Source organism: Melissococcus plutonius ATCC 35311, assembly GCF_000270185.1.
In the GTDB taxonomy this organism is placed as follows: domain Bacteria; phylum Bacillota; class Bacilli; order Lactobacillales; family Enterococcaceae; genus Melissococcus; species Melissococcus plutonius.
In genome coordinates, this window is the sequence record NC_015516.1 from 1,329,003 (window position 1) to 1,354,274 (window position 25,272).

Consider the following 25,272-nt stretch of genomic DNA (forward strand, 5'->3'; position numbering starts at 1 on the left):
TTCCTTTTGATCAAAACTTATTGATTTTTTAAATTGTATACTATCCATCTTTCTATTCTCCTTTTATTTTTGTATACTATAATAGTGAAGAAAATGAAAATTGGGAGGGATCACCTTGTTAAATATCGAACAAATTATTACTGGCAACATTCAAGAAAATTGTTATTTAATTTATAATGACACTCACCTATTAATCATAGATCCAGGTGCTGATGCAAAAAAATTACTGAATTCATTCAAAAATGCCAAAGACAACCTGTAGCCATTTTATTAACACATACACATTATGACCACATCGGTGCAGTTGAATCACTCAGACACCTTTACACCATTCCTGTTTATGTTAGTCCCTTAGAACAAAAATGGTTATCAGATCCAATTTTAAACCTATCTGGTCTAAACAGACATAATGATATGCCTGATATCATTGTCCAACCTGCAGAATTTGAATTTTAAATGCAAGATTATACTCTTGGAGATATTAAATTTAATGTTGTTCCTACTCCAGGGCATTCAATTGGTAGTGTTAGTTTTATTTTTGATGATTTTGTTGTAACTGGAGATGCATTGTTTAAGGGATCTATTGGTCGTACAGATTTATATACGGGTGATTTGCAACAATTGCTTCATAGTATTACTACCTATTTATTTACTTTACCTGAAGAATTTCCAGTTTATCCTGGACATGGTGAAGCAACAACGATTGAACATGAAAAGAAAACCAATCCATTTTTTAACTAAACTAACAAGCCAGAAATTTATTTAGGAGGAAAAAAATGACTGAAACAAAACTTTACATTGTTCGTCATGGGAAAACAATGTTTAATACAATTGGTCGAACGCAAGGATGGTCTGATACGCCACTCACAAAGGAAGGCGTTGAAATTATTCATTACCTTGGTAAAGGACTAAAAGAGATTCCATTTATTAATGCATATTCCAGTGATAGCGGAAGGGCAATGCAAACAGCACAAATTATCCTAGGAGAACATCCAGCAGGGTCGACTATTCCTTATCAAACGGATGCTAGAATACGTGAATGGTGCTTTGGATCTCTCGATGGTGGATACAATGGTGAACTCTGGGGAGTTGTTCCAAGAATTTTAGCTTTTAAAAATTATGATGAAATGATGACTCACCATATTACCTATAAAGAGTTAGCAAATGCAATCATTGAAGCGGATACAGCAAACTGGGCAGAACCCTATAGTAAAATTCACGAACGTGTATGGGAAGGATTTAAAAATATTGCACATCAAACTGAAAAAAATGGTGGTGGTAATACCTTAGTTGTGTCGCATGGGCTAACTATTTCTTTTTTACTTTCTTTAATTGATTCAACTTTGCCTATGCAGATAAGTTTAGAAAATGGCAGTGTTACAACCCTTCTTTACGCAAAGGATAGATTTACTATCGATAAAGTTAACAATATTCAATATATTAAAAATGGAAAAAAACAACATGATTAATCATAAATTCACTATTTTGTTCTCTAAAAACTAGTGATTTCTATCCTAATAAAAATAATTTATTTAAATTACAAGATCTAAAGTTAGAATTTTCAAGTATCATTCTAATTTTAGATCTATTTTCGTCTTTCACAATTTTACATTGATAGCTGCATCTATTCATCAATCCTTTCACCTATTGATATTTTACATTCTTTATTTTTTATCAATTAAATCTTAGAAATAAAAAATTAGTTTTTGCTCATTACATGGCTCTAATAAAATAGATTGTTTTCTAAAATTTTAAAAATATTATTTTTTTAATTGATTAATCATTTTCTCATATTCATTAATATTTATTATAATTATTACTATTTAATTTTAATTTTAATTATTTAGGTAACTTATATTTATTGATAACTACTATCATTATCATTTAATACATTTTATTATCAATAACAAATTATTTGTGCTATTCTTATGACGAAGGGAGATTTTTTATGAAACTATCAAACGAGCATAAAGCAATAGTGGAAACTATTTTTTGTTTCATTTTTATGTTGATTGGATTCATTATACAAAAAAATCAGTTATCATTTTATCCAGTTATTTTTATATTAGCCATTCTGATCGGTGGATATAAACAGACAATTACAGGTATTGAGGATATTATTCAAAACAAACATTTAAATGTTGATTTACTTATGTCGCTAGCTGCTATCGGTGCTTGTATTATTGGTGATTGGCTTGAAGGAGCTATGCTAACTTTTATTTTTTGTTTAAGTAATGCACTTGAAGAATACACAACGAATAAAAGCCAAAAAGAAATCAAACGTTTATTAAGTTTAAAACCCCAATCTGCTATTCTAAAATTAGCTGATGGACAAACAAAAGAAGTCTCTATTTCTGAATTGACGATTGGTGATGTGATTCAGGTACCAAAGGGCATTGTCATTCCCATTGATGGTATTATTCAACAAGGAAGCACAACAATCAATGAATCTGCCATTACTGGAGAAGCCATTCCTGTAGAAAAAAAGATAGGTGATGAAGTATTAGGAGGCACATTGAATGTTGGTCAATCGATTACTGTTACAATCAATAAAAAAAATGAAGATACAACATTTGCTAAAATTATTCAATTGGTCGAAGAAGCTCAAAACACGCCTTCTCAAACTTCGACCTTTATAGAAAAAATTGAAGGTATCTATGTGAAGTGTGTTTTATTACTGATTCCCTTAGTAGTTTTAATGATGTATTTTATCCTACATTGGTCCATCGAAGAAAGTTTTTATCGTGGAATTGTTTTATTGGTTGTTGCCTCTCCATGTGCACTGGTTGCTTCAGCTACGCCAGCTACACTAGCAGCTATTTCAAATGATGCAAAACGTGGTGTCCTATTTAAAGGAGGGCTCTTTTTAGAAAACCTTGCCAGCCTTAAAGCAATTGCCTTTGACAAAACGGGTACATTAACTAAGGGAACTCCAATAGTTACTGATACGTTATTTTTGGACAATCAACAAGAAGCAATAGAAATTATTTATGCAATTGAATGTCATTCTATTCATCCGCTTGCACAAGCTATTGTTAAATATTTTGAAAAAGAAGTTCAGCAGGTTTATGAGAATTTTGAAGTAAATGATATTACAGGTTATGGTATGGAAGCAGTGATCAACCAAAAAAAATGGCAAGTTGGCAAATATAATCAAGATCTTTTGATTGATGAAGCAACACAACTACAGGTCAAACAACTTCAACAAGAAGGAAAAACGGTTATTTTTCTCTCTAAAGAGCAGCAACTGGTAGCCATTTTTGCATTATTTGATGTTCCTAAAAAAGAAGCCAATGAAGTGTTAACCTATTTAAAAAGTCAAAATATTCATATCACCATGTTAACAGGAGATCAACAAACTACAGCAGAAACCATTGCTAAAATTTTACCAATTGATACATTTTATGCAAATTGTCTACCAGAAGAAAAAACAACATTAATTCAACAACAAAAAAAACAATATAAGATAAATGCAATGGTTGGTGATGGCATTAATGATGCACCTGCTTTGGCAAATGCAGCTATTGGTGTTGCTATGGGTGAAGGAACAGATATTGCGATCGATGTAGCTGATGTAGTCCTTATGAAAAATGATTTAAACAATTTAAAATTTAGTCATATGTTATCAAAAAAACTCAAAAGAATTGTTATACAAAATATACTTTTTTCCAGTAGTGTTATTCTACTACTTATCTTATCTAACATACTGCAATTGATTAACTTACCCCTTGGTGTTGTTGGTCATGAAGGAAGTACAATTTTAGTCATTTTAAATGGATTACGTTTATTAAAACCAATTTCAGCAAAATAAAATATAAGATCATTATTTACCCTTCTTTGAAAAAATAGTAAGATAAAATTATTTATGTGACTTATTAAAACGAGTCTTCATTTCCTGTTAAGGAAAAAAACTTGTCAACTTTTATTGCAAAGACTGTTTGTATTAGGTATAATAATTAGTGTTGAATTACATCTGGTTTTCCAGTGTGTAAGAACTTATCTATCGGAGGTGAAACACATGCCAAATATTGAATCTGCAATTAAACGTGTACGTAAAAACGAAAATGCAAATGAACAAAATTCATCTCAAAAAAATTCAATGCGTACAGCAATCAAAAAATTTGAAGAAGCTGTTACAGCAGGAGCCAACAATGTAGATGTTTTACATAAAGAAGCTATTAAAGCTATCGATATGGCAGAAACAAAAGGCTTGATTCATAAAAATAAAGCAAGCCATGACAAATCTCGTTTAAGTAAAAAATTAGTAAAATAAAAAGCTGTTCAGGAAGTTAACAATTTTGTTGGCTTCTTTTTACTTTTTATGTTTATTTATTACTATGACTTCTATTCATTTCATCAATACTTATATTTTTTTAACGATCCTGTCAATTTTAAAATAGTGAGTTGAAATAATAATTCTTTATCCATTTTACTTGTCTTCATTGCATAATCATTCTCAATAAATCCATCATAAATACCTTCTAAATGTTTTAATTCAGAATTTCTTACTTGTTGCATTGCAATTTTCACACGATAAGGATGAATACCTAGAGTTTCAACAATATTTGCTTGTTGGTATCCTAACTGAACTAAAATTTTTGTTTGTATTAATAATCTCATTTGGTTTATTAATATAGCATTTAATTTAATTATCTCTTCTCCTTGCAAAACTAAATCTTTATAAAGCTCTATTGCTTCATCCGTCTTGCCTATTAATAATTTATTAGCTAACTCAAACACATTATCTTCAAGAGACCTAGGTACTAATTCTTTAACCATAATATAAGTAATTATTTTTGTATCCCAAGCATAGGAAAATAATTTTTGTGTCTCATTTATTAGTTTAGATAGGTTAAAATTAGTTAATTGCATTAATAATTCAAGAGCATCCGCCCTGATAGTATAGCCTTCTGCTTTAATCGTCTCTTCGGTATATCGATATAACTCTCGTTCATTCATTGAATTTACATCGATGTTTTTTGCCTGCTTTTGTAGTAATTTTGTAATTTTTTTTCTTTGATCTAATTTTGCAACATTTGCAATTAAGACTACAACAGAAGTAGCTAATGGCTGCTTTATATAATCTATTAATCTATCTATATTCTGTTCAATTTCTTTGTTTTTTCTTTCAGACATTAAAAAATAGGGATTTTTTATAAAAATTAAGCGATAATCATCAAAAAATGGCACCGTCTCTGCTTCTTCAATGGCAACTTCTAGTGAAGTTTCTTCCATATCAAAAGACAAACTATTTAATTGGCCATCTCCTTTAAATATCGCTTGCGATAAATTTTTTTTAAAGAGCTCAATTAAATATTGTTCTGTTCCTGTTAATAAATAAATTGGTGCAATCTTCCCAGTCTGTAATTCTTTCAAGGCAGTTTGTAAATCCATAATTTTCTCCTTTTCTCTTCTCATCCTAACATTTAAAAAAGATAAAAGCTAGTTCGTTTTTTTAACAACTTTTCCTTTTGACAATTTACTTCCTGGTAACCATTCATAATAAATCATTCCTTGTTGGTCTGTACGAAAAAGATCTATTTGCCTTTTTTCAAGCTCTTTTAAAACTTCAATATTCGGATGATTAAAGTGATTATTACGACCACATGAAATAATTGCCTCTTGTGGTTTTAATTGATCTAAAAACATTGGGCTACTTGAAGTTTTGCTACCATGATGACCTACTTTTAAAATATCAATCGTCAATGTTGGCCAATACTTAATGAGTTGGTGCTCTCCCTCTATTTCCAGATCTCCAGTGAATAAAAAACTTTTGTCAGCAATTTTTGTATACATAACGAGAGAATCATTATTCTCACCTATTCCTTCTTTAAAAGGTGAAAGAAATTCAAAATGAAAATAACTATCTATATTATCACCTGCCAATAATTCATAACACCTTGTTCCATTTTTGCTTAGTTGTTTAATTGCTGATAAAAATTTTTTCTTTTTCGTTGTTCCATTTGGAAAATAGAGATTTTTAATTTTAATTTTTTTACTAATCGTTAATAAATCGCCAAAATTGTCTTCATCTCCATGGGTAATAAATACTTTATCTAGTTTTGTAACTCCTCTGCTTTTCAAATAAGGTATCACTGAATAGGTTGCTCCCGCTTTTTCCTGCTGACGCATTGCCCACTCCTCTTTTTTAAAAGCAAGTTTTCCACCTGTATCAATCAAAATATTTTCTTTATGAAAGGGTGCTTGCAAAAAAATACTATCTCCTTGACCAACATCTATGATAGCTACTGTTCCTATAGGAGAGAGAAATTTAAAATTAAGAACAAGTAAAAGACAGATAGAATAACTTATTGCTCGTCTTTTTTTATTTATCCAAGCATTAAAAAAACAAATCAGCAGATAAATTATTAATAAACAGGTAAAGAATGAAAAATGTCGAATACCTATATTTCCACTCCAAAATTGTTCAATTCTCATAAAAAGAATGGTTAACGATTGAAAAAACTGTTCTAAAATAACAATATAGATATTTATTTTACTAATAAATGAAAATAAAAAACTACTTAGTATAATTGGTAAAAGAATCTTTTTAAATAGAGGAAAACAAATCCAAGTTAACAAACTGCTGAAAACTTGCCATTCATAAAAGGTAACACCTGCTAAGGGAATCATGGTAATACCTAGCAATAAAGAAAGTAAAGAAGATTTCAACCATTTAGATGGATAATGAGCAATAATTTTTAAAATATAATAAATAAAAAAAGAAAGAAAATAACTAAATTTTCCAGCATTTGTGAACAAAAGATAAGGATTTCCTAATAAATGAACTATTAATGCCAAGCTCCAGCAATCTAAACTAGATAATTTTAATGAATATTTCTGATTTATTAATTGAAAACTCATTTGTAACAATGCTCGTATAACACTAATAGAAAAACCAGTCATTCCACTATAAAAAATAGCAAAAAGCAATTGTAACCAAAAAACTTTATTTGTTTGAATACCTATTCTAAGCAAAAAATATCGAAGACAATTCATAAAAAAAGTGGCATGCATTCCTGATAAGCTAAATAAATGTAAAATGCCTAGCGTTGAAAATGTTTCTTCAATTTCTGAGAATTCTGATTGTTTAATCCCTAAGAGCAACATATTCATATATATAGCTGTTTGTTTTCCAAAATTTCTTTGAATGTGCTGCGCCAGCCAACTTCTTAATATACCTATCCATCTGTCAAAGCGATAAATAGGTACTACAACAGCTGAAATAGAATGAATTTTTTTTACTGTAATTATTTGGTATATCTTTTGTTGTTTCAAAAATTTTTGGTAATTAAATCCAAATCGATTGATTTGATCTAATGGTTTCTGACTACTTCCCACAAAAGAAATTTCAACAGGTCTCATGCGCGTTTGCCAATATATTTTCTCTTCTTTTGAAGTTAATTTGTAAAAAGCAAGATTTTTAAAAGTGAATGTGGGATTATCTAGCTTTACTTTTCCTCTCAATTGTAGACGATCACCATCTACCCGAATATTATCTGGCCAAATAGTCAATTTTCCTGAACAATTTTTCATTTCGTCTAATTGATGTTTTTTCTCATGAATTAATAAATAGCCACTAGATAATAAGGTAAGAAAGGCAACCAATAAACAACATAATTGGATTTTTCTATGTTTGGTACAATAAATCCTTATTGCAATGATTCCTAATAAAAAGACATTTGATTTATGCATCTCTAATAAAAATATAGCAACACCCAAGGAAGCAAGTGCTGGAAAAAAATAATAGTTATTTATCTCTTGTAGATAATTCTTCAAACGGTGATGAATATTCTCCAAAATGTAATTCAGCAAAATAATCTTTTGAAAGTAAAACTTGTTCTATTTCTACACCAACTTTTTTTATTAAATTTATTGCATAGACATCATTTCTATAATTTTTTAAATAAAAATTTTTTAATTCCTGCCTGTAAAATCATTTTTGTACATTGCAAACACGGAAAATGGGTTACATAAATTTCTGCTCCTTCCGTTGGTATGCCAAACTTTGCACATTGCAAAATAGCATTCATTTCCGCATGGATTGTTCGTGCACAATGATTCTCCATCATAAGACAATCTTCATCAAGGCAATGAACGTCACCACTAACAGAACCATTATATCCACCAGCAATAATTCTTTTATCTTTAATAATTGTTGCACCGACTTCCAAACGTTTGCATGTACTTCGTAGTGATAACAAAACACTTTGAGCCATAAAATATTGATTCCAAGGAATCCTCTCAACTGTCATTTTATTCTCCTTTTAGACGATTTAATTTATTTCGTTACTTATGCAATGATTATCTGCTGATCAATAATATATTATATTACATAGTTAAATGGTAAGCGATCATAAAAAACTAGTCAATAAAACTTTATTTTTCCAGCCACTTTTATTAAGATACAGTAATAGCGTCTTTTAAACTTTCTACCGTTTTTGCACCAATTCCAGACACATTTTCAAGGTCTTCAATAGTCTTAAATTCTCCTTACTCTTCTCGATAACGGATGATTTCTTGAGCTTTTTTCAATCCAATACCATTTAATTGTTGTAATTGCTGTTCGTCTGCCTGATTTAAGTTTACTTTCTCATTTTCTAATTTTTTATTTAATTGATTTGTTTTTTCTGGAGTAGAATAAGAGATTTCTTGGATCTCTTCTCCTTTTATAGGTATATAAATGACCATCTGATCTGCTATTTTTTGAGAAAAATTTACCTGTTTTGTTTCTGCTTCTTCTGTTAAACCACCTGCTAGAGCAATGGCATCCCATACCCGCATATTTATTTTTCCTTTATACATACCTGGTGCTTTTACGGCACCTTTAATATCTAGATAAGGACTTTCGTTTTGTTGTGTCGCTTTTTCTGTCTTATCTATTTCTACTTTTTTCTCTTCTTTGGATATATCAAACGTCGGTTGTTGCTTTACAGTTTCCTCGCTTTTGCTCATTGTATAGTTTATACCAATCAATGCTATAAAAATTATTATTATAAAATCTATGCTAATAAATGATAGATAACTTTTCAACAATTTTTGGCATCTTTCCATCATCTCACCTCCTAAAAAAAGATACGTAAAATAAATGGATTTTGATGTTTTAATTACTAATAAGTAAAATAGCTAGAATAAATCATTTCTTTTAATCCTAACTATTAGATAGTTTTTTCTTATTCAATCGAATAACCATATATCATTCAAAAATTTTATTATAAAAATGGTTCTTTAAACGTTAAATTAAACATTTAAAGAACCATTAGAATAACATATTCTTATTAAATAAATTCAAATAATACACTTTGATTTTTATTCATCATTTTCACCTAGATGATACATAATTACCATTTTAAATTTCTCCCATCATTTACTACCTTTTTCTGGGAGTTTTTCTAGATAATTCACTGCTTCTTGAACAGTTTTAACAGGAATTATTTTCATTTTAGTATCTATTTTTTTTGCTGTTTGTTTTGCTTCTTTATAGTTTGATAGTATCTTTGGATTTGCCTTGCGTATTTCCTTTGTAATTTCATCATTTGGAGCGAAAAAGATATCAATATTATTTTTACTAGCAGTAACTATCTTTTTATCAATTCCACCAATCCGTCCAACAATCCCTTGATTATCCATTGTACCAGTTCCAGCAATTTTATAGCCTTTTTGTAGATCTTTATGCGTGAGTTGTTTATAGATTTCTAAAGTAAACATTAATCCAGCTGAAGGTCCACCAATATTATCTGTTTTAATGGAAACAGGTATGGAAGGAATAATCTCTGTATGATCAACTAAAGTAATTCCAATCCCCGCTTTTTTGGTTGTTGGCAACTGCATGAGTTTACCAGTTGTCTTTTTTTCTTTTCCATTTTGGACATAGGTAATTTTAGCTTTTTGACCAATTTTTTGTTTTTGAACATAATCCATAAAAGACTCTTTATTATTAAAAGTATGGCCATCAATTCCAACAACTGTATCTCCAACCTTAATTTTTTATTGAAATCTGATTTATCTTCAATTGCTAATACATAAACCCCTTTAAATGTCATTTTATAAGGAAGATGAGCTAACTTTAAAGCCTGTTCAATAGCCGCATTTTTTGATGAATCCATATAATATTGCTGGATTTGATTATACTCTTGATTGCTATTGTCTCCCATTAACTCTTTTTTATTTTCTAGTTCATAAAAGTCAGAGAATTTTGCTATTAATGCCGTAACCATTGTCGCTGGACGTATTCCTACAGTAGTTAGATAAAAACTACCCCTTGCATGATCTTTTTTATTATCAACACGAATAATTTCCTTTAAATTTTCTGTAGTTCCTGGCCCTTCAATATAATAAGGAATTGGAACAAAAAAAGCAACGGCTAAAATAAATATAAAGAAAGTTGGTAAAAATACTTTTAAAGAGAATTTTTTATTTTGTTTCATTAGCTATTCAGTCCTTTTTGCCTTTTCTCATTTAGCCGATTATTTACTTCAGTTGGTAGATAATTAGATACGTCTCCATTAAAATGAATAATTTCTTTTAAAATACTAGAACTAACTTGTGTAAAGTTCTGATCTGCTAACAAAAAGACTGTTTCAATTTCAGAGGCCAATTGTTGATTCATCGTGGCAATATCACGTTCATATTCATAATCTTTTACATTGCGAATTCCTCTAATTAAAAAATTAGCGCCTAATTGTTTGGCACTTGTTATTGTTAATTGTTCTTTTTGTGTAACTACCCTTGTATTGGGCAAAAAAGCAATCGTTTTATTAATCATTTCAACCCGTTCAGATAGAGTAAATAAAGGAGTTTTATTGGTATTGACAAAGATCCCAATAATTACTTCATCAAATAATTTGGCACTACGCTGAATAATATCTAAATGCCCTTTTGTTAATGGATCAAAACTGCCTGGGAAAAGAGCAATTTTATTCATAAGGAACCTCTCTTTTATAAATAGTAATTTTAGTAATACCATAATCCATTTTGCGTATTTGCTTTAATTGAGCAATACATACTGGCAATTCACACATTTTATCTGTTTCACAAACAACTAATGCTTCCTCTGCCAGCAAGTTATCAGTAGATAGTTGTTCAACTTGTTGTATAATCTTTTGCTCAGCATAAGGTGGATCTAAAAAAACTAAATCAAATTGACGATTTTCGGCTTTTAAATGGATTAAAGCTTTTTGTGCATCTGACTTTTTTATAATAAATTTTCCTGTTTCATCTACGTTTGCAACATTTTCTTTAATAATTTTAATTGCTTCATAATTTTTATCAACGCAAACTGCTTTTTCCATTCCTCTTGAAATTGCCTCAATCGCTAGATTTCCACTACCAGAAAATAAATCAAGAACAACTCCTCCATCAAAATACGGGCCAATGACATTGAAGATAGCTCCTTTAACTTTATCTGTTGTTGGACGAGTTAAGTTATTTTTTAATGTTTTTAATCGACGGCCTTTATAAATCCCAGAAATTATGCGCATATATGTTTTCCTTTTATATTATTTATAAAAAATCTTTTATTTTATATATTTTGCTAAATATAATCATCCAATTGTTCAGATAATTGGATTTTTGTTGTTCGTTTTTCTAGATCAAAACTATTTTCTATTTTTGAGGTATCTGTTTTATTATCAATCTTACCAGTAAAACTCATATTTAAGTCTGGCAAATAAGATTTTTCAACAGTTTTCACAAAATTCAATTCACTGATTTTATTTTTTATTATATCAATGCCTTCATCTTCAGTGTATAAAACAACATATTTTGCGCGATGAGATACATAATGAATAATTCCATACCGCTTCAATTGTTTTAATTGCCTTAAACTATACAGCCAAATAATTAAACATCGACGTTTTTGTATGGTTAATTCATGTTTAACATCCATGGCAGGAACCTCCACAATTTGCCTTTTTTTTTCCTTCAAAAAAAGGATTACCTGTATCTACATGAATAGTTTGAGAGATCGTGTTAGCGATTTGCGTTCCAATTACATCTAAAATCGTTTGTATTTCTAATTCAGCTTGACGAAATGTTGCTACTTCTGGTAATATATCCAGTTCTCTTTTAGCTTTATGTACATCTCGCTTTTTTTTGTAATAGTCAGGTACATAGTGATCATAATTTTTTATTGCTTCAAAAGATTCTCTACTATTTAGAAAAGCTTGTCGCTTTTTTAAAACAATTGAGGAAGTATTCATTTTCTGGTAAGCTTGATGATAATTTTTCATTTTGTTACTTGTTGTAATTGCGCTACTCAGTTGAGTAATTTGATCTTCAATGTTAAACAGCTGATTTGTAATAATCATATGATTCATTTTCCTTTATTCAGAGATTTTTCGTCTATATTCCTGTGTATTAAGATTAGCATGCTATGATTATCTAATGCAACACTCAACATTTCCTTTTGTTTATGGTTAAATTTTGGATAATCCAATGGATCAGAAAACCATGATAATAGTGTAAATACTGGATCATAGATAGGTTCTTGATAGATAATTGTTCTATTATTTTGATTCATATTCTCAATAGTTAACCATTGTTTGACTTCTTCACTTGATAAAGAAAAATAAAGATTAACAAAAGGAGAATTTTGGATTTCACTTAATTTTCTTAAACGTTCATCAGAAAGAAATAAGGTCTTTTTTTCATTAAATTCCTCTATAAATAGTTCTGCTTGTTTTTGGTTATCTCTATTCTCTGTATATACAGGTAGTTTTTCAGCTTTTCTTAATCGATTAATGACCTGAATAAGTTGTTTTTTAGAATAATTACCACTTTGTTGTTTATTAGGCAATAGTTGCTGGCCTTTATTTAATTGATAAGGCAGCATTGTCAGCAAACTTTCTTTATCTAGATAAATAATTCCTATTAATTTTTTATTTCCTTGACCAAAAAATAAAATAGCGAATGTATCATTATTAAAGGCAATGAGTGGGCGATAATTCATATCTTCCTCAGTTAATTCTAAATTATATTGTTTTTTATTATAAGAGAAGTTAAAATTTGAGTAAATTGTTATCTTGTGAGAGACTTCTGACAAAATCATACCTAAATGAAAAGGAGTTGTTTCCTGCGTTTTATTAAGTACCTTGATAGCAGCTATCTTTCCATCTTTTACATTTGCTTCTATATATTCACCATTTGAACGATTAAACTGCCAACATTCATAATTATAATTGGCAGTTATTTTTGCACTTGGCATTCCTAATTGATTAATTAAGAAAGAACTATTTTTACCAATATAATCAGCATAACCAGTTGTTGGTAATTTTTCATAAGGAAGCGCTTGTTGAAAATTGCTTTGTTGCTCAGTGTCTACTTTAGCAATTTCTGTTTTTTTTACTGGAAAATAGATTGGTTGTAAATAACCAAGAATTATTATAGTTATAAGTACGAAAACAAAAGCCAAAAATCGCTTCATAGCTTCTCCTATCCATCTTTACTCAGTTATTTTAATAATATATAAAAATAGCGATGATTTCAGTGTTTTTAATCACCGAATAGGTATGAGGATTAAACTTTATACTTAGATAAAATATCAAATCAGCAATTGTTTATTTTAATTCGATTGCTTATTCTTTTTCATAAATATCTGTATACAATTGGTCTAATTCTTTCCCAAGGTGTTTAATCAATTGTTGTCCTTCAGCTATAGTCAATAGACCTAAGCGTTCAGCATAAGTAACCTGTCTTGAAAATCCATAAATTTGTGTATCTATTATTTCTTCAAAAGCTTTACATTGAAAAATACAAAGACTATTTTTTTGACTTTGAATTAATTGTTTAATTTTACATGCATCTTCATTTAATAATTGGATGGCATGTTCTTTTGAAATAGGTTCCATACTTTTGCCTCCTACTCCTAATTGTTTAATTATATCATAAACGATATAAAGATTCATGATTTTTAAAACATCATTTGTCTTTTATTCTTGAAAAAAATAGCGACAATTGGTATTGAAATAATAAGAAAAAATGAATGAATCAAATTTTATTTTCTGATTGGAATTCCTTAATTTTATTAATAAATAGTTCACCATATTTATCTAGTTTATTTTGGCCAACCCCTTTAATTTGTAAAAACTGAATCGTATTTTTAGGTAACTTTTCACATATTTCTTTTAAGGTACTATCAGAAAAAACCAAATAAGGAGGAACATTTGCTTTTTGCGCCAAATCCATACGTAATTCTCTAAGCGTTTCAAATAATTCATCATTGTCAATTACTTTATGTACTTTTTGATCCTCTTTTCTAAAAACAGAACATTTTCCTAACAGAACTTCTATTCCCAAGGGAGACACCTGAAGAATCGGGTATTGTCCAGAAGTAGCAATCAATTGTCCCTTAGCTGTTAAATAATCAATTAGCTGAACAACTTCTTTTTGTGTTCGATCTTTTAATAATCCATAAGTAGGCAGTTGATCAAGATGCCACTGTTCAATTTTTTTATCTTTTGATCCAGTTAATACTCTACCAACTAGGCCTTTACCAAATCGCTCTCCCATTCGCTTGACACAGGATAATATTTTTTGAGCATCTATTGTAATATCAACCAACTCTCGTTGATCCAAACAATTTGTACATTTATGGCATTCCAGGCCATGATCACCAAAGTAATTTAAGATAAATTGCTGTAAGCATACTTGAGTATTTGCATATTGAGAAATTTCTTTTAGTTTTGTATATTGTTGTTGCTTATAATCATCTGTACAAGTCATTTGTTCAATAAAATAATGATGAATTTGTAAATCTTGAGGGGTGTAAAATAAAATCGCATCTCCTGGCAAACCATCACGACCAGCGCGTCCTGCTTCCTGATAGTAAGATTCAATATTACCAGGTGTCTGTGCATGGATAACAAAACGAACATTACTTTTATTAATCCCCATGCCAAAAGCATTGGTAGCAGCAATAACTTGTAGTTGATCGAACAGAAATTTTTCTTGATTGTCATTTCGTTCTTGTTCGCTCATTCCACCATGATAAATTCCAACAGCAATTTTTTTACTTTTTAATAATAAATAAATCCGTTCAGCTTCCTTACGTGTATTGACATAAATAATTCCTGCTTGTGCTTGGTTTAATTTGAGATATTCTAATAAGAATAAGTCGCGATTTTGGTCTCTAATTACCTGAAAAGATAGGTTTTCTCTTAAAAATCCTGTCTTTACCTGGTTATCAATAGGAATATATAATTTTTTTAGAATATCTTCCGCCACTTGTGGCGTTGCAGTTGCAGTCAATGCAATTATAGTTGGCTGTTGTTTAAATTGGTGAATAATCTCTGCTACCCGTAAATAGCTAGGTCTAAAATCGTATCCCCACTGAGAAATACAATGAGCTTCATCAACGGCTAGTACATCAATAGGTACATGTAATAAAAGTTGTTGAAAATCATAAGATTCTAGCCGTTCTGGTGCAATATATAATAACTTTACCTTCTTATCTACTGCTAATTGGATCCGATGATTCATTTCTTGAATAGAAATTGTGCTATTAATAAAGGTAGCTGGAATTCCTAACAGATTTAAAGCATCTACCTGATCTTTCATTAATGAAATCAAAGGTGAAATCACCAAGGTTAAATTGGGTAGCATCAGGGCAGGTAATTGATAACAGATAGATTTTCCTCCACCTGTTGGCATAATTCCCAGAACATTTTGTCTATTCAAAACACAATTAATTAATTCTTGTTGTCCAGGACGAAATTGCTCATATCCAAATACTTTTTTTAGTAATTGCTTTGTATCAGCCATTATTTACTCTCCCACCTGCATACTCTTACGATCCATTCTACCATTTACTATTCAACAGTTCAAGAAATCTTGTGAAACAAAAAAATTTATGAAACATTTTAAAAAATAAAATAGAATAAAATAGCGATGCATAAATAACTCATTTTTGCACTAGACCTAGTTATCCACAAAACGATTTCTCTTCATTCAAAAATAGACCTAAATTTATTAATTTATGACTACCATTTATGACTATTTTTTATTTTCATCTATTTTAATCATTAAAAGTAAAAAATAGCAAAAAGAGCTAAAAAATTTAATTTTCTAGCTCTTCCTACCTATTTATATAAATTTAAATGTTCTTGATTAACTTTTTTTCTTTTTATTTGCCTTTTCACGTTCACTTTTATTCAATAATTGTTTTCTTAAACGAATACTTTCAGGTGTTACTTCACAGTACTCATCATCATTTAGAAATTCTAATGATTCTTCTAAAGTCAGCGTTTTTGGTTTTTTAATAACAGATGTTTGATCTTTTGTAGCCGAACGAACGTTTGTCATTTGTTTTGCTTTGGTAATGTTCACCGTTAAATCATTCTCTCGGTTATTTTCACCAATAACCATTCCTTCATACACTTCTGTACCCGGCTCAACAAAAACTGTTCCACGTTCTTCAATACTCATGATACTGTAAGTTGTTGCTTTTCCAGTATCAATGGATACCAAAGTCCCTTGATGACGTCCACCAATTTGTCCTTTAATCATTGGCAAGTATTGATCAAAAGTATGGTGCATAATGCCATATCCACGAGTCATCGATAAAAATTCTGTCGTATAACCAATTAATCCACGTGCTGGTGCTAAGAAAATTAAGCGAATTTGTTCATTGCCTGTGTGTATCATATCTTGCATTTCACCTTTACGTTGGCTTAATGATTCAATAATACTGCCCATGTATTCTTCAGGTGTATCAATTTGAACACGTTCAAATGGCTCACAAATTACACCATCAATTTCACGTTCAATCACTTCTGGACGAGAAACTTGAAGTTCATAACCTTCACGTCTCATATTTTCAATTAAAATAGATAAATGTAACTCACCACGACCTGAAACTGTCCATCGATCTGGTGATTCGGTTGGATCTACCCTAAGAGACACATCTGTTTGTAATTGTGCCATTAGGCGTTCTTCAATTTTTCTAGCTGTGACAAATTTACCTTCACGTCCAGCAAAAGGTGAATTGTTCACCAAAAATGTCATTTGTAGTGTTGGTTCGTCAATATGAAGGATTGGCAGCGCTTCTTGTTGATCAACGGGTGTTACCGTTTCTCCTACAAAAATATCTTCCATTCCAGAAACAGCAATCAAATCTCCAGCTTTAGCTTGTTCAATTTCCAGACGTTGTAATCCAAAATAACCGAATAATTTTGTTACGCGGAATTTTTTAACAGAACCATCCAATTTCATTAAAGCTACCTGATCACCAACCTTAATTTCTCCTCTAAATACTCGACCAATTCCAATACGACCAACATATTCATTATAATCTAGTAAGGAAACTTGAAATTGTAATGGATCTTCACTATTATCAATTGGTGCAGGAATATGATTAATAATGGTATCAAAAACTGGAATCATGGTTTTTTCTTGATCAGCTGGGTCTTCTGATAAGCTAGAAGTTCCATTGATAGCAGAGACATAAATAACTGGGAATTCTAATTGGTCTTCATCTGCACCTAGTTCAATAAATAATTCTAATACTTCATCAACAACTTCAGCTGGACGTGCAGAAGGTTTATCAATTTTATTTACAACAACAATTGGTGTTAAATGTTGTTCAAGTGCCTTTTTCAAAACAAAACGTGTTTGTGGCATTGTACCTTCATAGGCATCAACAATTAATAGAACACCATCTACCATCTTCATAATTCTCTCTACTTCACCACCAAAATCCGCGTGGCCTGGAGTATCCATGATATTAATTTTTGTGCCTTTATATTTAACTGCAGTATTTTTAGCTAAAATGGTAATTCCACGTTCCTTTTCTAACGCATTCGAATCCATTGCTCTTTCTTGTAGCTCTATATGATCATCCAAGGTATCAGATTGTTTCAATAATTCATCGACTAATGTTGTTTTTCCATGGTCAACGTGAGCAATAATGGCTACGTTGCGAATATCATTTCTATAGTTCAATATAATTACTCCCTACTCTAATATTAACTGTAATGTAAATCCCGACTTTTTATTATACCAAATTTTAAGATTAAAATATAGTCTTTATCTATTAAATTTAAAAAAATTTACATTTTTTATTATTTTTTCTGAAAATTTCTATATTATTTTTTAATAATTTTTAATTTATTTTTTGCATTTATCTAGCCTAAAGTTCATCAAAAGATTTATACTACAAATAACGGACATGCCACACTGTTTTTAAATTTTCAACTCGATAATGAACAATTAAAGATTGAAATATTGACTTGTGATTTCTTGATAGGCTACTGGAGTGGCTGCTAAAAAGTATTCTCGTCCTGAGAATTTCAAAGGTTCACCCGAAACATTTGAATAGAAAAATCCAAATTCATTCAGTAGAACAATGCCTGCGGCATAATCCCAAGGATATAAGTTAGAAAGATAACCAATATGGTTTCCTTTCAACATAGCAATCAATTCTAAACCTGCACAGCCGGTGACACGAATACCACGACTAGTTTCACCAATTTCTTTTGCATGATGAATATTTTTACCAAACATAAAGGCATTCATTCCCATTAATCCATCAGATAATGATTTCATTTTAGGTGATTCTAATAAACGATCATTGCAATGTACACCTAAGTCTACTCCTCCCCAATAGCATTGATGATTCATTACATCATAGATGAAACCAAGTTCTCCTTTGCCATCAACATAAATTCCAATCATAATACAAAAATTTTCTTTTTCCATCACAAAATTCATTGTTCCATCAATTGGATCAATAATCCAAACACGTCCTGTAAAAGAATCAATGGAAGAATACCCTTTCTCCTCACCTAAAATGCGATCTTTTGGATAGTTTTTTTGGATTTTATCGATTAAGAAACCTTGAATTTCCTCATCCATATTTGTAACTAGGTCTGTACGACCAGATTTTTCAGTTACTTCTATTTCTGCTCTGATATTTTTTCGAATATACACTGCTGCTTCCTCTAGCCATTTTTTTATTTGTATAATTAGCTTTTCTTTCTCCATTTATTTATCCTCCAGTTTCAATAATCCTTTTTCCATTCCTTTTGCTTGTTGCAGTGTTTGATAGAGTGAGTAACCAGACACCTTTTGAAACTTTTTGCCTAATGCTTTTTCTTCACCAATACTAGGGATCACAGTTTTGAAGGTTCGATAAGTTTTCATAAATTCATTAACCTCGATACCAGTCTCGTTTGCCTGCTCAACAGCTGCCCATAAACGAGTTACTATAATAATCTCTTCCTTAGTCCAGTCTAGTTCTAATGGATATTGATAATTCTTCATGTTGATTCACCTCATGGCAAGTTTAGCATAATTAAAAGGAAAATAGGAATTATTCTTATTATTTCGTTTTTATTTCATTCTCAAAATTTGAAGTATTCATTAATTATTGAATGAACGAAAATTATTGAATGAACGAAATTTCTATTCATGAACTTAAAAATAATTCTATATCTTTTCTTAGAAGAAAAAAACAAGCATGATTATTTCAATTCATTGATAGCTTGTTTCCGCTCTTTTATTTTTTATAAAAATCCAATTAAATAAAAAGACATGAGAAATACTCATGCCTTTTTATTTAATAGATATGTTCGTAATTTATGAATTTTGTCCTGATAAGAATAAATGGATTGTTTTTATAGAATATTAAAAGATCTTTACCTGAGTAGGTTGTGAAAAACAATCAAATAAGAAGAACCTTATTTGGTTGTATGATATCGCCACTTATTTTTAAAGCTATACATTAATGGATTCATTACTTCTTTAAAAGCACAATATTTGTCTACCATTGTTACAATATAGCCTTCTTTATACCTAGGCGGCGCTATTGTTGCTCCCCACATATGTTTGATAATAATATCTTTTTCTAAATCCGACAATTCGGTGATACTTTCTGCATTTTTAGCTGCGATTCGTGGATGCATATAAGCATGTGTACCACCATCAAATTTAGTTGTTCGCCAATCATAAAAAAATAAATCATGCAATAAACCAGCTCTAGCTACTGCTCTTTTATTGCAATGCCAACGTTTTGCTAGCCTATAGCTATTATAAGAAACACTAATACAGTGTTCCAGACGGGTTGTATGAATATGATGTACATAATTATTTAAACGTTTCACTTCATCCGTTGCTAATAAATCTTCTACATACGAAACATATTCTGCATCTTCAAACCATTTTTCAGCCATTTTCTTACCACCTTTTTTAACGCTCTCTTTAAATTAATGAAAGTATAGCATTTAAAATAGGCGAAATCTAGGAATTTTCTTTAAAATTCTGCACTTTAATATTTACTTAATAAAGGATTCATCATTTACATTTCATTTGGCGCATGTAATCCTAATAAACGTAAATCTTCTTTTAAAATAATTGTTAAAGCATAAACCAAGGCTAATCGATTCTCTTTTTGATTATCTTCTGTTAGTATTTTTACTTGAGCATAATATTTATTAAATGCCTGTGCTAAACGAATAGCATGTTTAGCAATAACAGAAGGTTCATATTTATCTGCCGCAGTTAAAACAATTGTAGGAAATTCTTGCAACAATTTGATAATTCTCCAGCTTTCTGAATCATTTAATGCATAATTTGTATCTGCTTTAGGTATAAATTCTGCTTTTCTTAGAATACTCATTGCACGTGCATGGGTATATTGTACGTATGGTCCTGTTTCACCTTCAAACTGAACAACTTCATCTAAGACAAAATCAAAATTGTTCAAACGATCATTTTTTAAATCATGAAAAATAACTGCGCCAATTCCTACTTGTTTTGCTACTTCTTCACGATTCATTAATTCGGGATTCTTTTCTGCAATTTGTTGATTAGCTGATTCTATAGCTTCATTTAATACCTCTTCTAGTAAAACAACTTTTCCCTTACGAGTAGAGAGCTTTTTACCACCTTGAGTGATTAAGCCAAATGGAATATGCTTCATATCATCTGACCAATCAAATCCTAATTCTTTTAAAACAGCTTTTAGCTGTTTAAAATGAATGGCTTGTTCGTTACCAACAATATAAAGAGATTTAGCAAAATCATAGGTGCGTTTGCGATATAACGCAGCCGCCAAATCACGTGTAATGTATAAGGTTGCTCCATCAGATTTACGAATCAAAGCTGGATTTAGTTCGTAAGAAGAAAGATCAACAATCTCTGCACCTTTATCCTCTTCTAATAGATGTTTTTCTTCAAGCATTGTGACAATTTCATCCATCTTATCATTATAAAAGGCTTCACCATTATATGAGTCAAAAGAAACTTCTAGCATTGCATAGATCTTATTAAACTCTTGCAAAGATTCTTCGCGGAACCATTTCCATAGTTGTGTTGCCTCAGTGTCGCCTTCTTCTAATTTTTTAAACCAAACTCTAGCCTCATCGTTTAACTCTTCATTTTTTTCGGCTTCATCATGGAATTTAACATACAAATGGAATAGTTCAAGAATGGGTGTCATTTTTACTTTCTCTTCTGATCCCCATTTCTTGTAAGCCACAATTAATTTACCAAATTGGGTTCCCCAATCACCTAAATGGTTAATTCGAACAGGTTGATACCCAATTTTTTTCAAGATTAATGCAATAGAATTACCAATAACGGTTGAACGTAAATGCCCCATAGAAATTGGTTTTGCAATATTCGGAGAAGACATATCGATAGTAATATTGCGATTTTCACCGATTGTATATTCTCCATAATGATTTTTTTCTTGCAAAATAGTTTGAATAACTTGTTGACTAATCATTTCCTTACACATAAAGAAGTTCAAATATGGACCAACTACAGCAATTTTTTCAAATTCTGTTGTGTTGATTTTTTCAGCTAATTCAGTTGCAATTTGTTTGGGTGCTTTTCGGTAAGTTTTTGCAAGTATAAAAGTTGGAAAAGCAACATCTCCATGCTCTACTGCTTTAGGAGTTTCTAAAGCTTGTAAAATTTGCTCCATCTTCAGGTCATCTTTAACGACTTCATAAATTGCTTTTGCTACTATTTCTTTATTGTTCACTTTAATAGCCCTCCTATATAAAAATAAAAACAAATAAAAAATCTCTAATGGTTTAAAAACCATTAGAGACGAGAAAAATCCCGCGGTACCACTCTGATTGTCAGGAATGACCAACTTAACTATAACGGTAGCTGCCGTTTCATCTCAAAAGTGCGCTTTTCTATTTCCATTTATCTAGCTCACACTCTCCCAGATTCGCTTAAAAATAAAAAATAGAATTTTCTTCATCAACGATGAATCATTATTAATTTATATATTAACAGAAAAAATTCCATATGGCTAGTTGATTCTCTTATTATTAGTGGATAAATGACAATTCTGATCAGTCAAATAGAAATAAAAAGAACAACTGAAAATTAAATAGAAAAATGAATAACAAATGTTTTATTTTTCTATTTAATAATCCTTATAGTTTTAAAATTAGAGATAAGGAAAATTTAAACCTGGCAGAGCATTTAAATCCCATTCAGCAAAATGACCTTTTTCCCACTCTATGTACGCCGCTGCACCAATCATGGCTGCATTATCACCACATAATCGTAATGAAGGAATAATTAAGTGAGTTGTTGGTAAATTTTCCTCTAAGGATTTTTTCATTTTTTCTCTTAAGCCTTGGTTTGCTGCTACCCCTCCAGCAATAATTAATTGCTTGACAGAATATTCCTGACATGCTCGAATGGTTTTTTCCACCAAGACGTCAACCACACTTGCTTGAAAGCTAGCTGCTAAATCTTCTTTATTTAATTTTTCTTCACGTTGTTGTGCATTATGAACTGTATTAATAAAAGAACTTTTAAGTCCACTAAAACTAAAATCATAATTATCTTCTTTTAACATCGCACGTGGAAAATGATAGGTATCTTTTCCCTTATGAGCCAAGAGGTCGACTTCTTTTCCACTTGGATAGGAAAGACCTAAAACTCTACCAATTTTATCATACGCTTCTCCTGCAGCATCATCCCTAGTTTCACCAATAATTTCATACGAGCCAGCCTCTTTCATATAAACCAATTCGGTATGTCCACCACTAACTAGCAAAGAGATTAATGGAAATTTAAGTGGTTCAATCAAATTTGCTGCATAAGTATGACCAGCCATGTGATTCACTTGTACTAAGGGTAAACCATGCGCCCAAGCGAATGCTTTGGCTGCTGAGACGCCAATCAATAAAGCACCTACCAATCCAGGTCCATAGGTAACAGCAACACCACTAAGATCTTCTGGTCGAACAGCTGCTTCTTCCAATGCCTCTTCTATACAAAATGTTATCTGTTCAACATGGTGACGACTAGCCACTTCTGGAACCACACCGCCAAATCTTCGATGACTATGGATTTGTGATGCAATAATGTTTGAAAGAATTTGATGACCATCTGCAACAACTGCTACACTTGTTTCATCACAGCTACTTTCTATTGCTAATAGTAACACTCTTTTCATTTTCTCCATACTTTTCACCTTCTAACTTTTTACACATTACCCATGCATGTTCTTTTGGTGCTTGATAATAATTTTTTCGATGTCCTATCATTGAAAAACCTAACATTTCATAAAAATGCCTTGCCACTTTATTTGATTCTCTAACTTCTAAAAATACTTTTTCAATTTTTTCATCGATCAATTGCTGCTGAAAAGTAGCAAATAATTGTTTTCCAATGCCTTGTTTCTGTTTGTTTTTTGTGATTACAAAGTTATTAATCTGTACTTCAGATAAAAGTACATGATATCCAAGATAACCTAGCCATTCATTTTCTTCAATAAAAATAAGATACTGACTATGAGGCTGTAGTAAATCATCAAAAAATTGTTGTTCTGTCCAAGGTGATCCATTTACATAACTGACTTCACTTAATTGCCAAAGTTGAGATGAAGCTCTTTCTCTTGATAATTGTTCTTTTGTTAAAATCATTTTTGGCCTTCTTCTAAATAACAAATCATTTCTAAAGCATCTTCATTTTTTCAACATAGTATCCCTGCTTAATGCTTTTTGGTATAAAACCTGTTTTTCGATATAAGCATTGTGCAGAATGATTACTTATCCGAACTTCCAGCGATAATGTTTTACATTTATGAAAATAGGCATATCGTTTGATTTCTTCAATCAAATATCTTGCGATTCCTCTACCTTGATAAGCCGGTTTTACGGCAATATTTGTAACATGTAGATCCTTTTTAGCTAATCTACAACCAATAAATCCAACGGCTTCTTGTTTATAGCTAATTAAAAGATACAAATGAGGAGATAAGGTATGCAATTCAGATAAAAACATTGAATTCGTCCAAGGCAATTCGCCATTGTAGACTTCTCTTTCTATATCTAATAACACTTTAATATCTTTTATGGTAATTTCATGAATAAAATATTTTTTATCTTGAATGATTACCCAATCTTTGATACAAAAAGGTTGATCAGTAAAAAATAAACTTAAATTGGATAGCCAATTAAATTTTTTCCACATAATTGCATTCTCCAGCAGTGTGGGTTTTCAACCAATTTTCTTCTGCCTCAACTCGTTTCAAATAACTCGGTGAAAATGTATGAATATTCTCAAGCGGTGTTTGATCTTTTCCTAATTGAGCTAGAACAGCGCCACAAGGTATTTGCCATTGAGCAATTTTATTTATAGTCGCTTGAGGCAATTGTTTTTTAATAGTAACTTCAAATTTTTTAACGTCAACTCCGACAAAATAGATCTTTGAAAATTCTTGCAACATCATTAGCCAATCCGTTAATGCAATATGTCGATCTGAATAAATAGTCTGTAACTTTCCCTTCTCATCATAGGTATAAGCTCCCGTATAAATATTTTCCCTACGAGCATCAAATAAAGGAATAATGATACCATCAATTCCAACACAATTTGCTGCTAATGTTTCTAAACTGGAAACCGCAGTTAACTCTTTCTTCAAGGTATAGGCCAACGTTTTAGCAGTAGTTATGCCAATTCTCAATCCAGTATAAGAACCAGGACCCCTTGCAACCACAAAACGATCAATAGCTGTTGGCTTCAGATGAAGATCATGCATCAATCGATCAATGGTTGGCATTAATGTGATACTATGATTTTTATTTATTGTGGTCGTATATTCTCCTAAGATTTGATCCTCTTCACAAACAGCTACACTTAAAGCTTGATTAGACGTATCCATGGCTAATAATCGCAAACTTGATCCCTTTCTTTCTCTTTTATTCTCTTGTACTGTTAATCTGTCGATTATTGTAGCATAATTATTGTTTCTATAAAAGTCTGTTAGTTTTAATACGTTTTACTTTGTTAATTTTTTCATTA

General features: G+C 30.7%; 20 protein-coding genes and 5 pseudogenes. 4 read left to right on the forward strand and 21 right to left on the reverse strand.

All coding sequences use genetic code 11. The features are described 5' to 3' along the window. The first annotated feature begins 115 nt into the window (after positions 1 to 115). The 4 genes and pseudogenes from MPTP_RS05605 to rpsT all read left to right on the forward strand — a co-directional run bounded on the left by MPTP_RS05605 (position 116) and on the right by rpsT (position 4,273). Positions 116 to 741 (forward strand): annotated as a pseudogene (locus tag MPTP_RS05605) (MBL fold metallo-hydrolase). A 35-nt stretch (positions 742 to 776) separates the two neighbouring features. After that, positions 777 to 1,469, forward strand: coding sequence for a histidine phosphatase family protein (locus MPTP_RS05610; protein ID WP_013774133.1), 693 nt, complete (start codon positions 777 to 779; stop codon positions 1,467 to 1,469). A 479-nt stretch (positions 1,470 to 1,948) separates the two neighbouring features. Beyond that, on the forward strand, positions 1,949 to 3,811 hold the full coding sequence (locus tag MPTP_RS05615; protein WP_013774134.1) for a heavy metal translocating P-type ATPase: 1,863 nt from the start codon (positions 1,949 to 1,951) through the stop codon (positions 3,809 to 3,811). 207 nt (positions 3,812 to 4,018) lie between these two features. Continuing rightward, positions 4,019 to 4,273, forward strand: coding sequence for a 30S ribosomal protein S20 (gene rpsT / locus MPTP_RS05620; RefSeq protein ID WP_013774135.1), 255 nt, complete (start codon positions 4,019 to 4,021; stop codon positions 4,271 to 4,273). 83 nt (positions 4,274 to 4,356) lie between these two features. Here rpsT and holA read toward each other — a convergent pair whose 3' ends face one another. The 21 genes and pseudogenes from holA to tsaB form a co-directional block, all read right to left on the reverse strand. Next, positions 4,357 to 5,394 carry a DNA polymerase III subunit delta gene (gene holA / locus MPTP_RS05625; protein ID WP_013774136.1) on the reverse strand — a complete coding sequence of 346 codons (1,038 nt, stop codon included), beginning with the start codon at positions 5,392 to 5,394 and terminating at the stop codon, positions 4,357 to 4,359. A 48-nt stretch (positions 5,395 to 5,442) separates the two neighbouring features. Next, on the reverse strand, positions 5,443 to 7,779 hold the full coding sequence (locus tag MPTP_RS05630) for a DNA internalization-related competence protein ComEC/Rec2 (RefSeq protein ID WP_013774137.1): 2,337 nt from the start codon (positions 7,777 to 7,779) through the stop codon (positions 5,443 to 5,445). After that, positions 7,751 to 8,255 (reverse strand): annotated as a pseudogene (locus MPTP_RS05635) (ComE operon protein 2). Before MPTP_RS05635 ends, MPTP_RS05630 begins: the two are co-directional and overlap by 29 nt. Before the next feature lie 145 nt (positions 8,256 to 8,400). Continuing rightward, positions 8,401 to 9,057 (reverse strand): annotated as a pseudogene (locus MPTP_RS05640) (helix-hairpin-helix domain-containing protein). 306 nt (positions 9,058 to 9,363) lie between these two features. Next, positions 9,364 to 10,427 (reverse strand): annotated as a pseudogene (locus MPTP_RS05645) (SepM family pheromone-processing serine protease). Next, positions 10,427 to 10,924 carry a pantetheine-phosphate adenylyltransferase gene (coaD, locus tag MPTP_RS05650; protein WP_013774139.1) on the reverse strand — a complete coding sequence of 166 codons (498 nt, stop codon included), beginning with the start codon at positions 10,922 to 10,924 and terminating at the stop codon, positions 10,427 to 10,429. Before coaD ends, MPTP_RS05645 begins: the two are co-directional and overlap by 1 nt. Then, positions 10,917 to 11,480 carry a 16S rRNA (guanine(966)-N(2))-methyltransferase RsmD gene (rsmD, locus tag MPTP_RS05655; protein ID WP_013774140.1) on the reverse strand — a complete coding sequence of 188 codons (564 nt, stop codon included), beginning with the start codon at positions 11,478 to 11,480 and terminating at the stop codon, positions 10,917 to 10,919. The genes coaD and rsmD overlap by 8 nt, the downstream gene beginning before the upstream one ends. 53 nt (positions 11,481 to 11,533) lie before the next feature. After that, positions 11,534 to 11,887, reverse strand: coding sequence for a YlbG family protein (locus MPTP_RS05660; protein ID WP_013774141.1), 354 nt, complete (start codon positions 11,885 to 11,887; stop codon positions 11,534 to 11,536). Continuing rightward, positions 11,877 to 12,317: a YlbF/YmcA family competence regulator gene (locus tag MPTP_RS05665; protein ID WP_231849629.1), complete on the reverse strand. Its 441-nt coding sequence runs from the start codon at positions 12,315 to 12,317 to the stop codon at positions 11,877 to 11,879. The genes MPTP_RS05660 and MPTP_RS05665 overlap by 11 nt, the downstream gene beginning before the upstream one ends. Then, positions 12,314 to 13,423 carry a CAP-associated domain-containing protein gene (locus MPTP_RS05670; protein WP_013774143.1) on the reverse strand — a complete coding sequence of 370 codons (1,110 nt, stop codon included), beginning with the start codon at positions 13,421 to 13,423 and terminating at the stop codon, positions 12,314 to 12,316. The genes MPTP_RS05665 and MPTP_RS05670 overlap by 4 nt, the downstream gene beginning before the upstream one ends. A 151-nt stretch (positions 13,424 to 13,574) precedes the next feature. Beyond that, positions 13,575 to 13,847, reverse strand: coding sequence for an Fpa/YlaN family protein (locus MPTP_RS05675; RefSeq protein WP_013774144.1), 273 nt, complete (start codon positions 13,845 to 13,847; stop codon positions 13,575 to 13,577). 139 nt (positions 13,848 to 13,986) lie between these two features. Then, positions 13,987 to 15,759, reverse strand: a complete 1,773-nt coding sequence (gene recQ, locus MPTP_RS05680; protein ID WP_013774145.1) for a DNA helicase RecQ — start codon at positions 15,757 to 15,759, stop codon at positions 13,987 to 13,989. 345 nt (positions 15,760 to 16,104) lie between these two features. Continuing rightward, the gene (gene typA / locus MPTP_RS05685) at positions 16,105 to 17,937 is read right to left on the reverse strand and encodes a translational GTPase TypA (RefSeq protein WP_013774146.1); all 1,833 of its coding nucleotides are present in this window, start codon (positions 17,935 to 17,937) and stop codon (positions 16,105 to 16,107) included. 267 nt (positions 17,938 to 18,204) lie between these two features. Then, a complete protein-coding gene (locus MPTP_RS05690) occupies positions 18,205 to 18,978 on the reverse strand; it encodes an inositol monophosphatase family protein (protein ID WP_013774147.1) in 774 nt (257 codons plus the stop codon). After that, a complete protein-coding gene (locus MPTP_RS05695; RefSeq protein ID WP_013774148.1) occupies positions 18,979 to 19,257 on the reverse strand; it encodes a UPF0223 family protein in 279 nt (92 codons plus the stop codon). A gap of 416 nt (positions 19,258 to 19,673) precedes the next feature. Further along, positions 19,674 to 20,165: an HD domain-containing protein gene (locus MPTP_RS05700; RefSeq protein WP_013774149.1), complete on the reverse strand. Its 492-nt coding sequence runs from the start codon at positions 20,163 to 20,165 to the stop codon at positions 19,674 to 19,676. Positions 20,166 to 20,290: 125 nt separating this feature from the next. Then, positions 20,291 to 21,982 carry an arginine--tRNA ligase gene (argS, locus tag MPTP_RS05705; RefSeq protein WP_013774150.1) on the reverse strand — a complete coding sequence of 564 codons (1,692 nt, stop codon included), beginning with the start codon at positions 21,980 to 21,982 and terminating at the stop codon, positions 20,291 to 20,293. Between the two features lie 420 nt (positions 21,983 to 22,402). Continuing rightward, positions 22,403 to 23,422, reverse strand: coding sequence for a tRNA (adenosine(37)-N6)-threonylcarbamoyltransferase complex transferase subunit TsaD (gene tsaD, locus MPTP_RS05710; protein ID WP_172956392.1), 1,020 nt, complete (start codon positions 23,420 to 23,422; stop codon positions 22,403 to 22,405). Next, positions 23,388 to 23,891 (reverse strand): ribosomal protein S18-alanine N-acetyltransferase, encoded by a 504-nt coding sequence (rimI, locus tag MPTP_RS05715; protein ID WP_013774152.1) that lies wholly within the window; start codon positions 23,889 to 23,891, stop codon positions 23,388 to 23,390. Before rimI (MPTP_RS05715) ends, tsaD begins: the two co-directional genes overlap by 35 nt. Further along, a pseudogene (rimI, locus tag MPTP_RS05720) lies at positions 23,888 to 24,441 on the reverse strand (ribosomal protein S18-alanine N-acetyltransferase). The gene rimI (MPTP_RS05715) and the pseudogene rimI (MPTP_RS05720) overlap by 4 nt, the downstream one beginning before the upstream one ends. Then, positions 24,425 to 25,147 carry a tRNA (adenosine(37)-N6)-threonylcarbamoyltransferase complex dimerization subunit type 1 TsaB gene (tsaB, locus tag MPTP_RS05725; protein ID WP_013774154.1) on the reverse strand — a complete coding sequence of 241 codons (723 nt, stop codon included), beginning with the start codon at positions 25,145 to 25,147 and terminating at the stop codon, positions 24,425 to 24,427. Before tsaB ends, rimI (MPTP_RS05720) begins: the two are co-directional and overlap by 17 nt. Between the last annotated feature and the right edge of the window lie 125 nt (positions 25,148 to 25,272).

Bases quoted from the DNA above. Each gene is read 5' to 3' on its own strand.
- rpsT (WP_013774135.1), top strand. From the start codon at position 4,019: ATGCCAAATATTGAATCTGCAATTAAACGTGTACGTAAAAACGAAAAT.
- holA (WP_013774136.1), bottom strand. From the start codon at position 5,394: ATGGATTTACAAACTGCCTTGAAAGAATTACAGACTGGGAAGATTGCA.
- MPTP_RS05665 (WP_231849629.1), bottom strand. From the start codon at position 12,317: ATGAATCATATGATTATTACAAATCAGCTGTTTAACATTGAAGATCAA.
- MPTP_RS05615 (WP_013774134.1), top strand. From the start codon at position 1,949: ATGAAACTATCAAACGAGCATAAAGCAATAGTGGAAACTATTTTTTGT.
- rimI (WP_013774152.1), bottom strand. From the start codon at position 23,891: ATGATTTTAACAAAAGAACAATTATCAAGAGAAAGAGCTTCATCTCAA.
- MPTP_RS05670 (WP_013774143.1), bottom strand. From the start codon at position 13,423: ATGAAGCGATTTTTGGCTTTTGTTTTCGTACTTATAACTATAATAATT.
- MPTP_RS05690 (WP_013774147.1), bottom strand. From the start codon at position 18,978: ATGGAGAAAGAAAAGCTAATTATACAAATAAAAAAATGGCTAGAGGAA.
- coaD (WP_013774139.1), bottom strand. From the start codon at position 10,924: ATGAATAAAATTGCTCTTTTCCCAGGCAGTTTTGATCCATTAACAAAA.
- rsmD (WP_013774140.1), bottom strand. From the start codon at position 11,480: ATGCGCATAATTTCTGGGATTTATAAAGGCCGTCGATTAAAAACATTA.
- MPTP_RS05675 (WP_013774144.1), bottom strand. From the start codon at position 13,847: ATGGAACCTATTTCAAAAGAACATGCCATCCAATTATTAAATGAAGAT.
- tsaD (WP_172956392.1), bottom strand. From the start codon at position 23,422: ATGAAAAGAGTGTTACTATTAGCAATAGAAAGTAGCTGTGATGAAACA.
- MPTP_RS05610 (WP_013774133.1), top strand. From the start codon at position 777: ATGACTGAAACAAAACTTTACATTGTTCGTCATGGGAAAACAATGTTT.
- MPTP_RS05700 (WP_013774149.1), bottom strand. From the start codon at position 20,165: ATGGCTGAAAAATGGTTTGAAGATGCAGAATATGTTTCGTATGTAGAA.
- recQ (WP_013774145.1), bottom strand. From the start codon at position 15,759: ATGGCTGATACAAAGCAATTACTAAAAAAAGTATTTGGATATGAGCAA.
- MPTP_RS05695 (WP_013774148.1), bottom strand. From the start codon at position 19,257: ATGAAGAATTATCAATATCCATTAGAACTAGACTGGACTAAGGAAGAG.
- MPTP_RS05660 (WP_013774141.1), bottom strand. From the start codon at position 11,887: ATGGATGTTAAACATGAATTAACCATACAAAAACGTCGATGTTTAATT.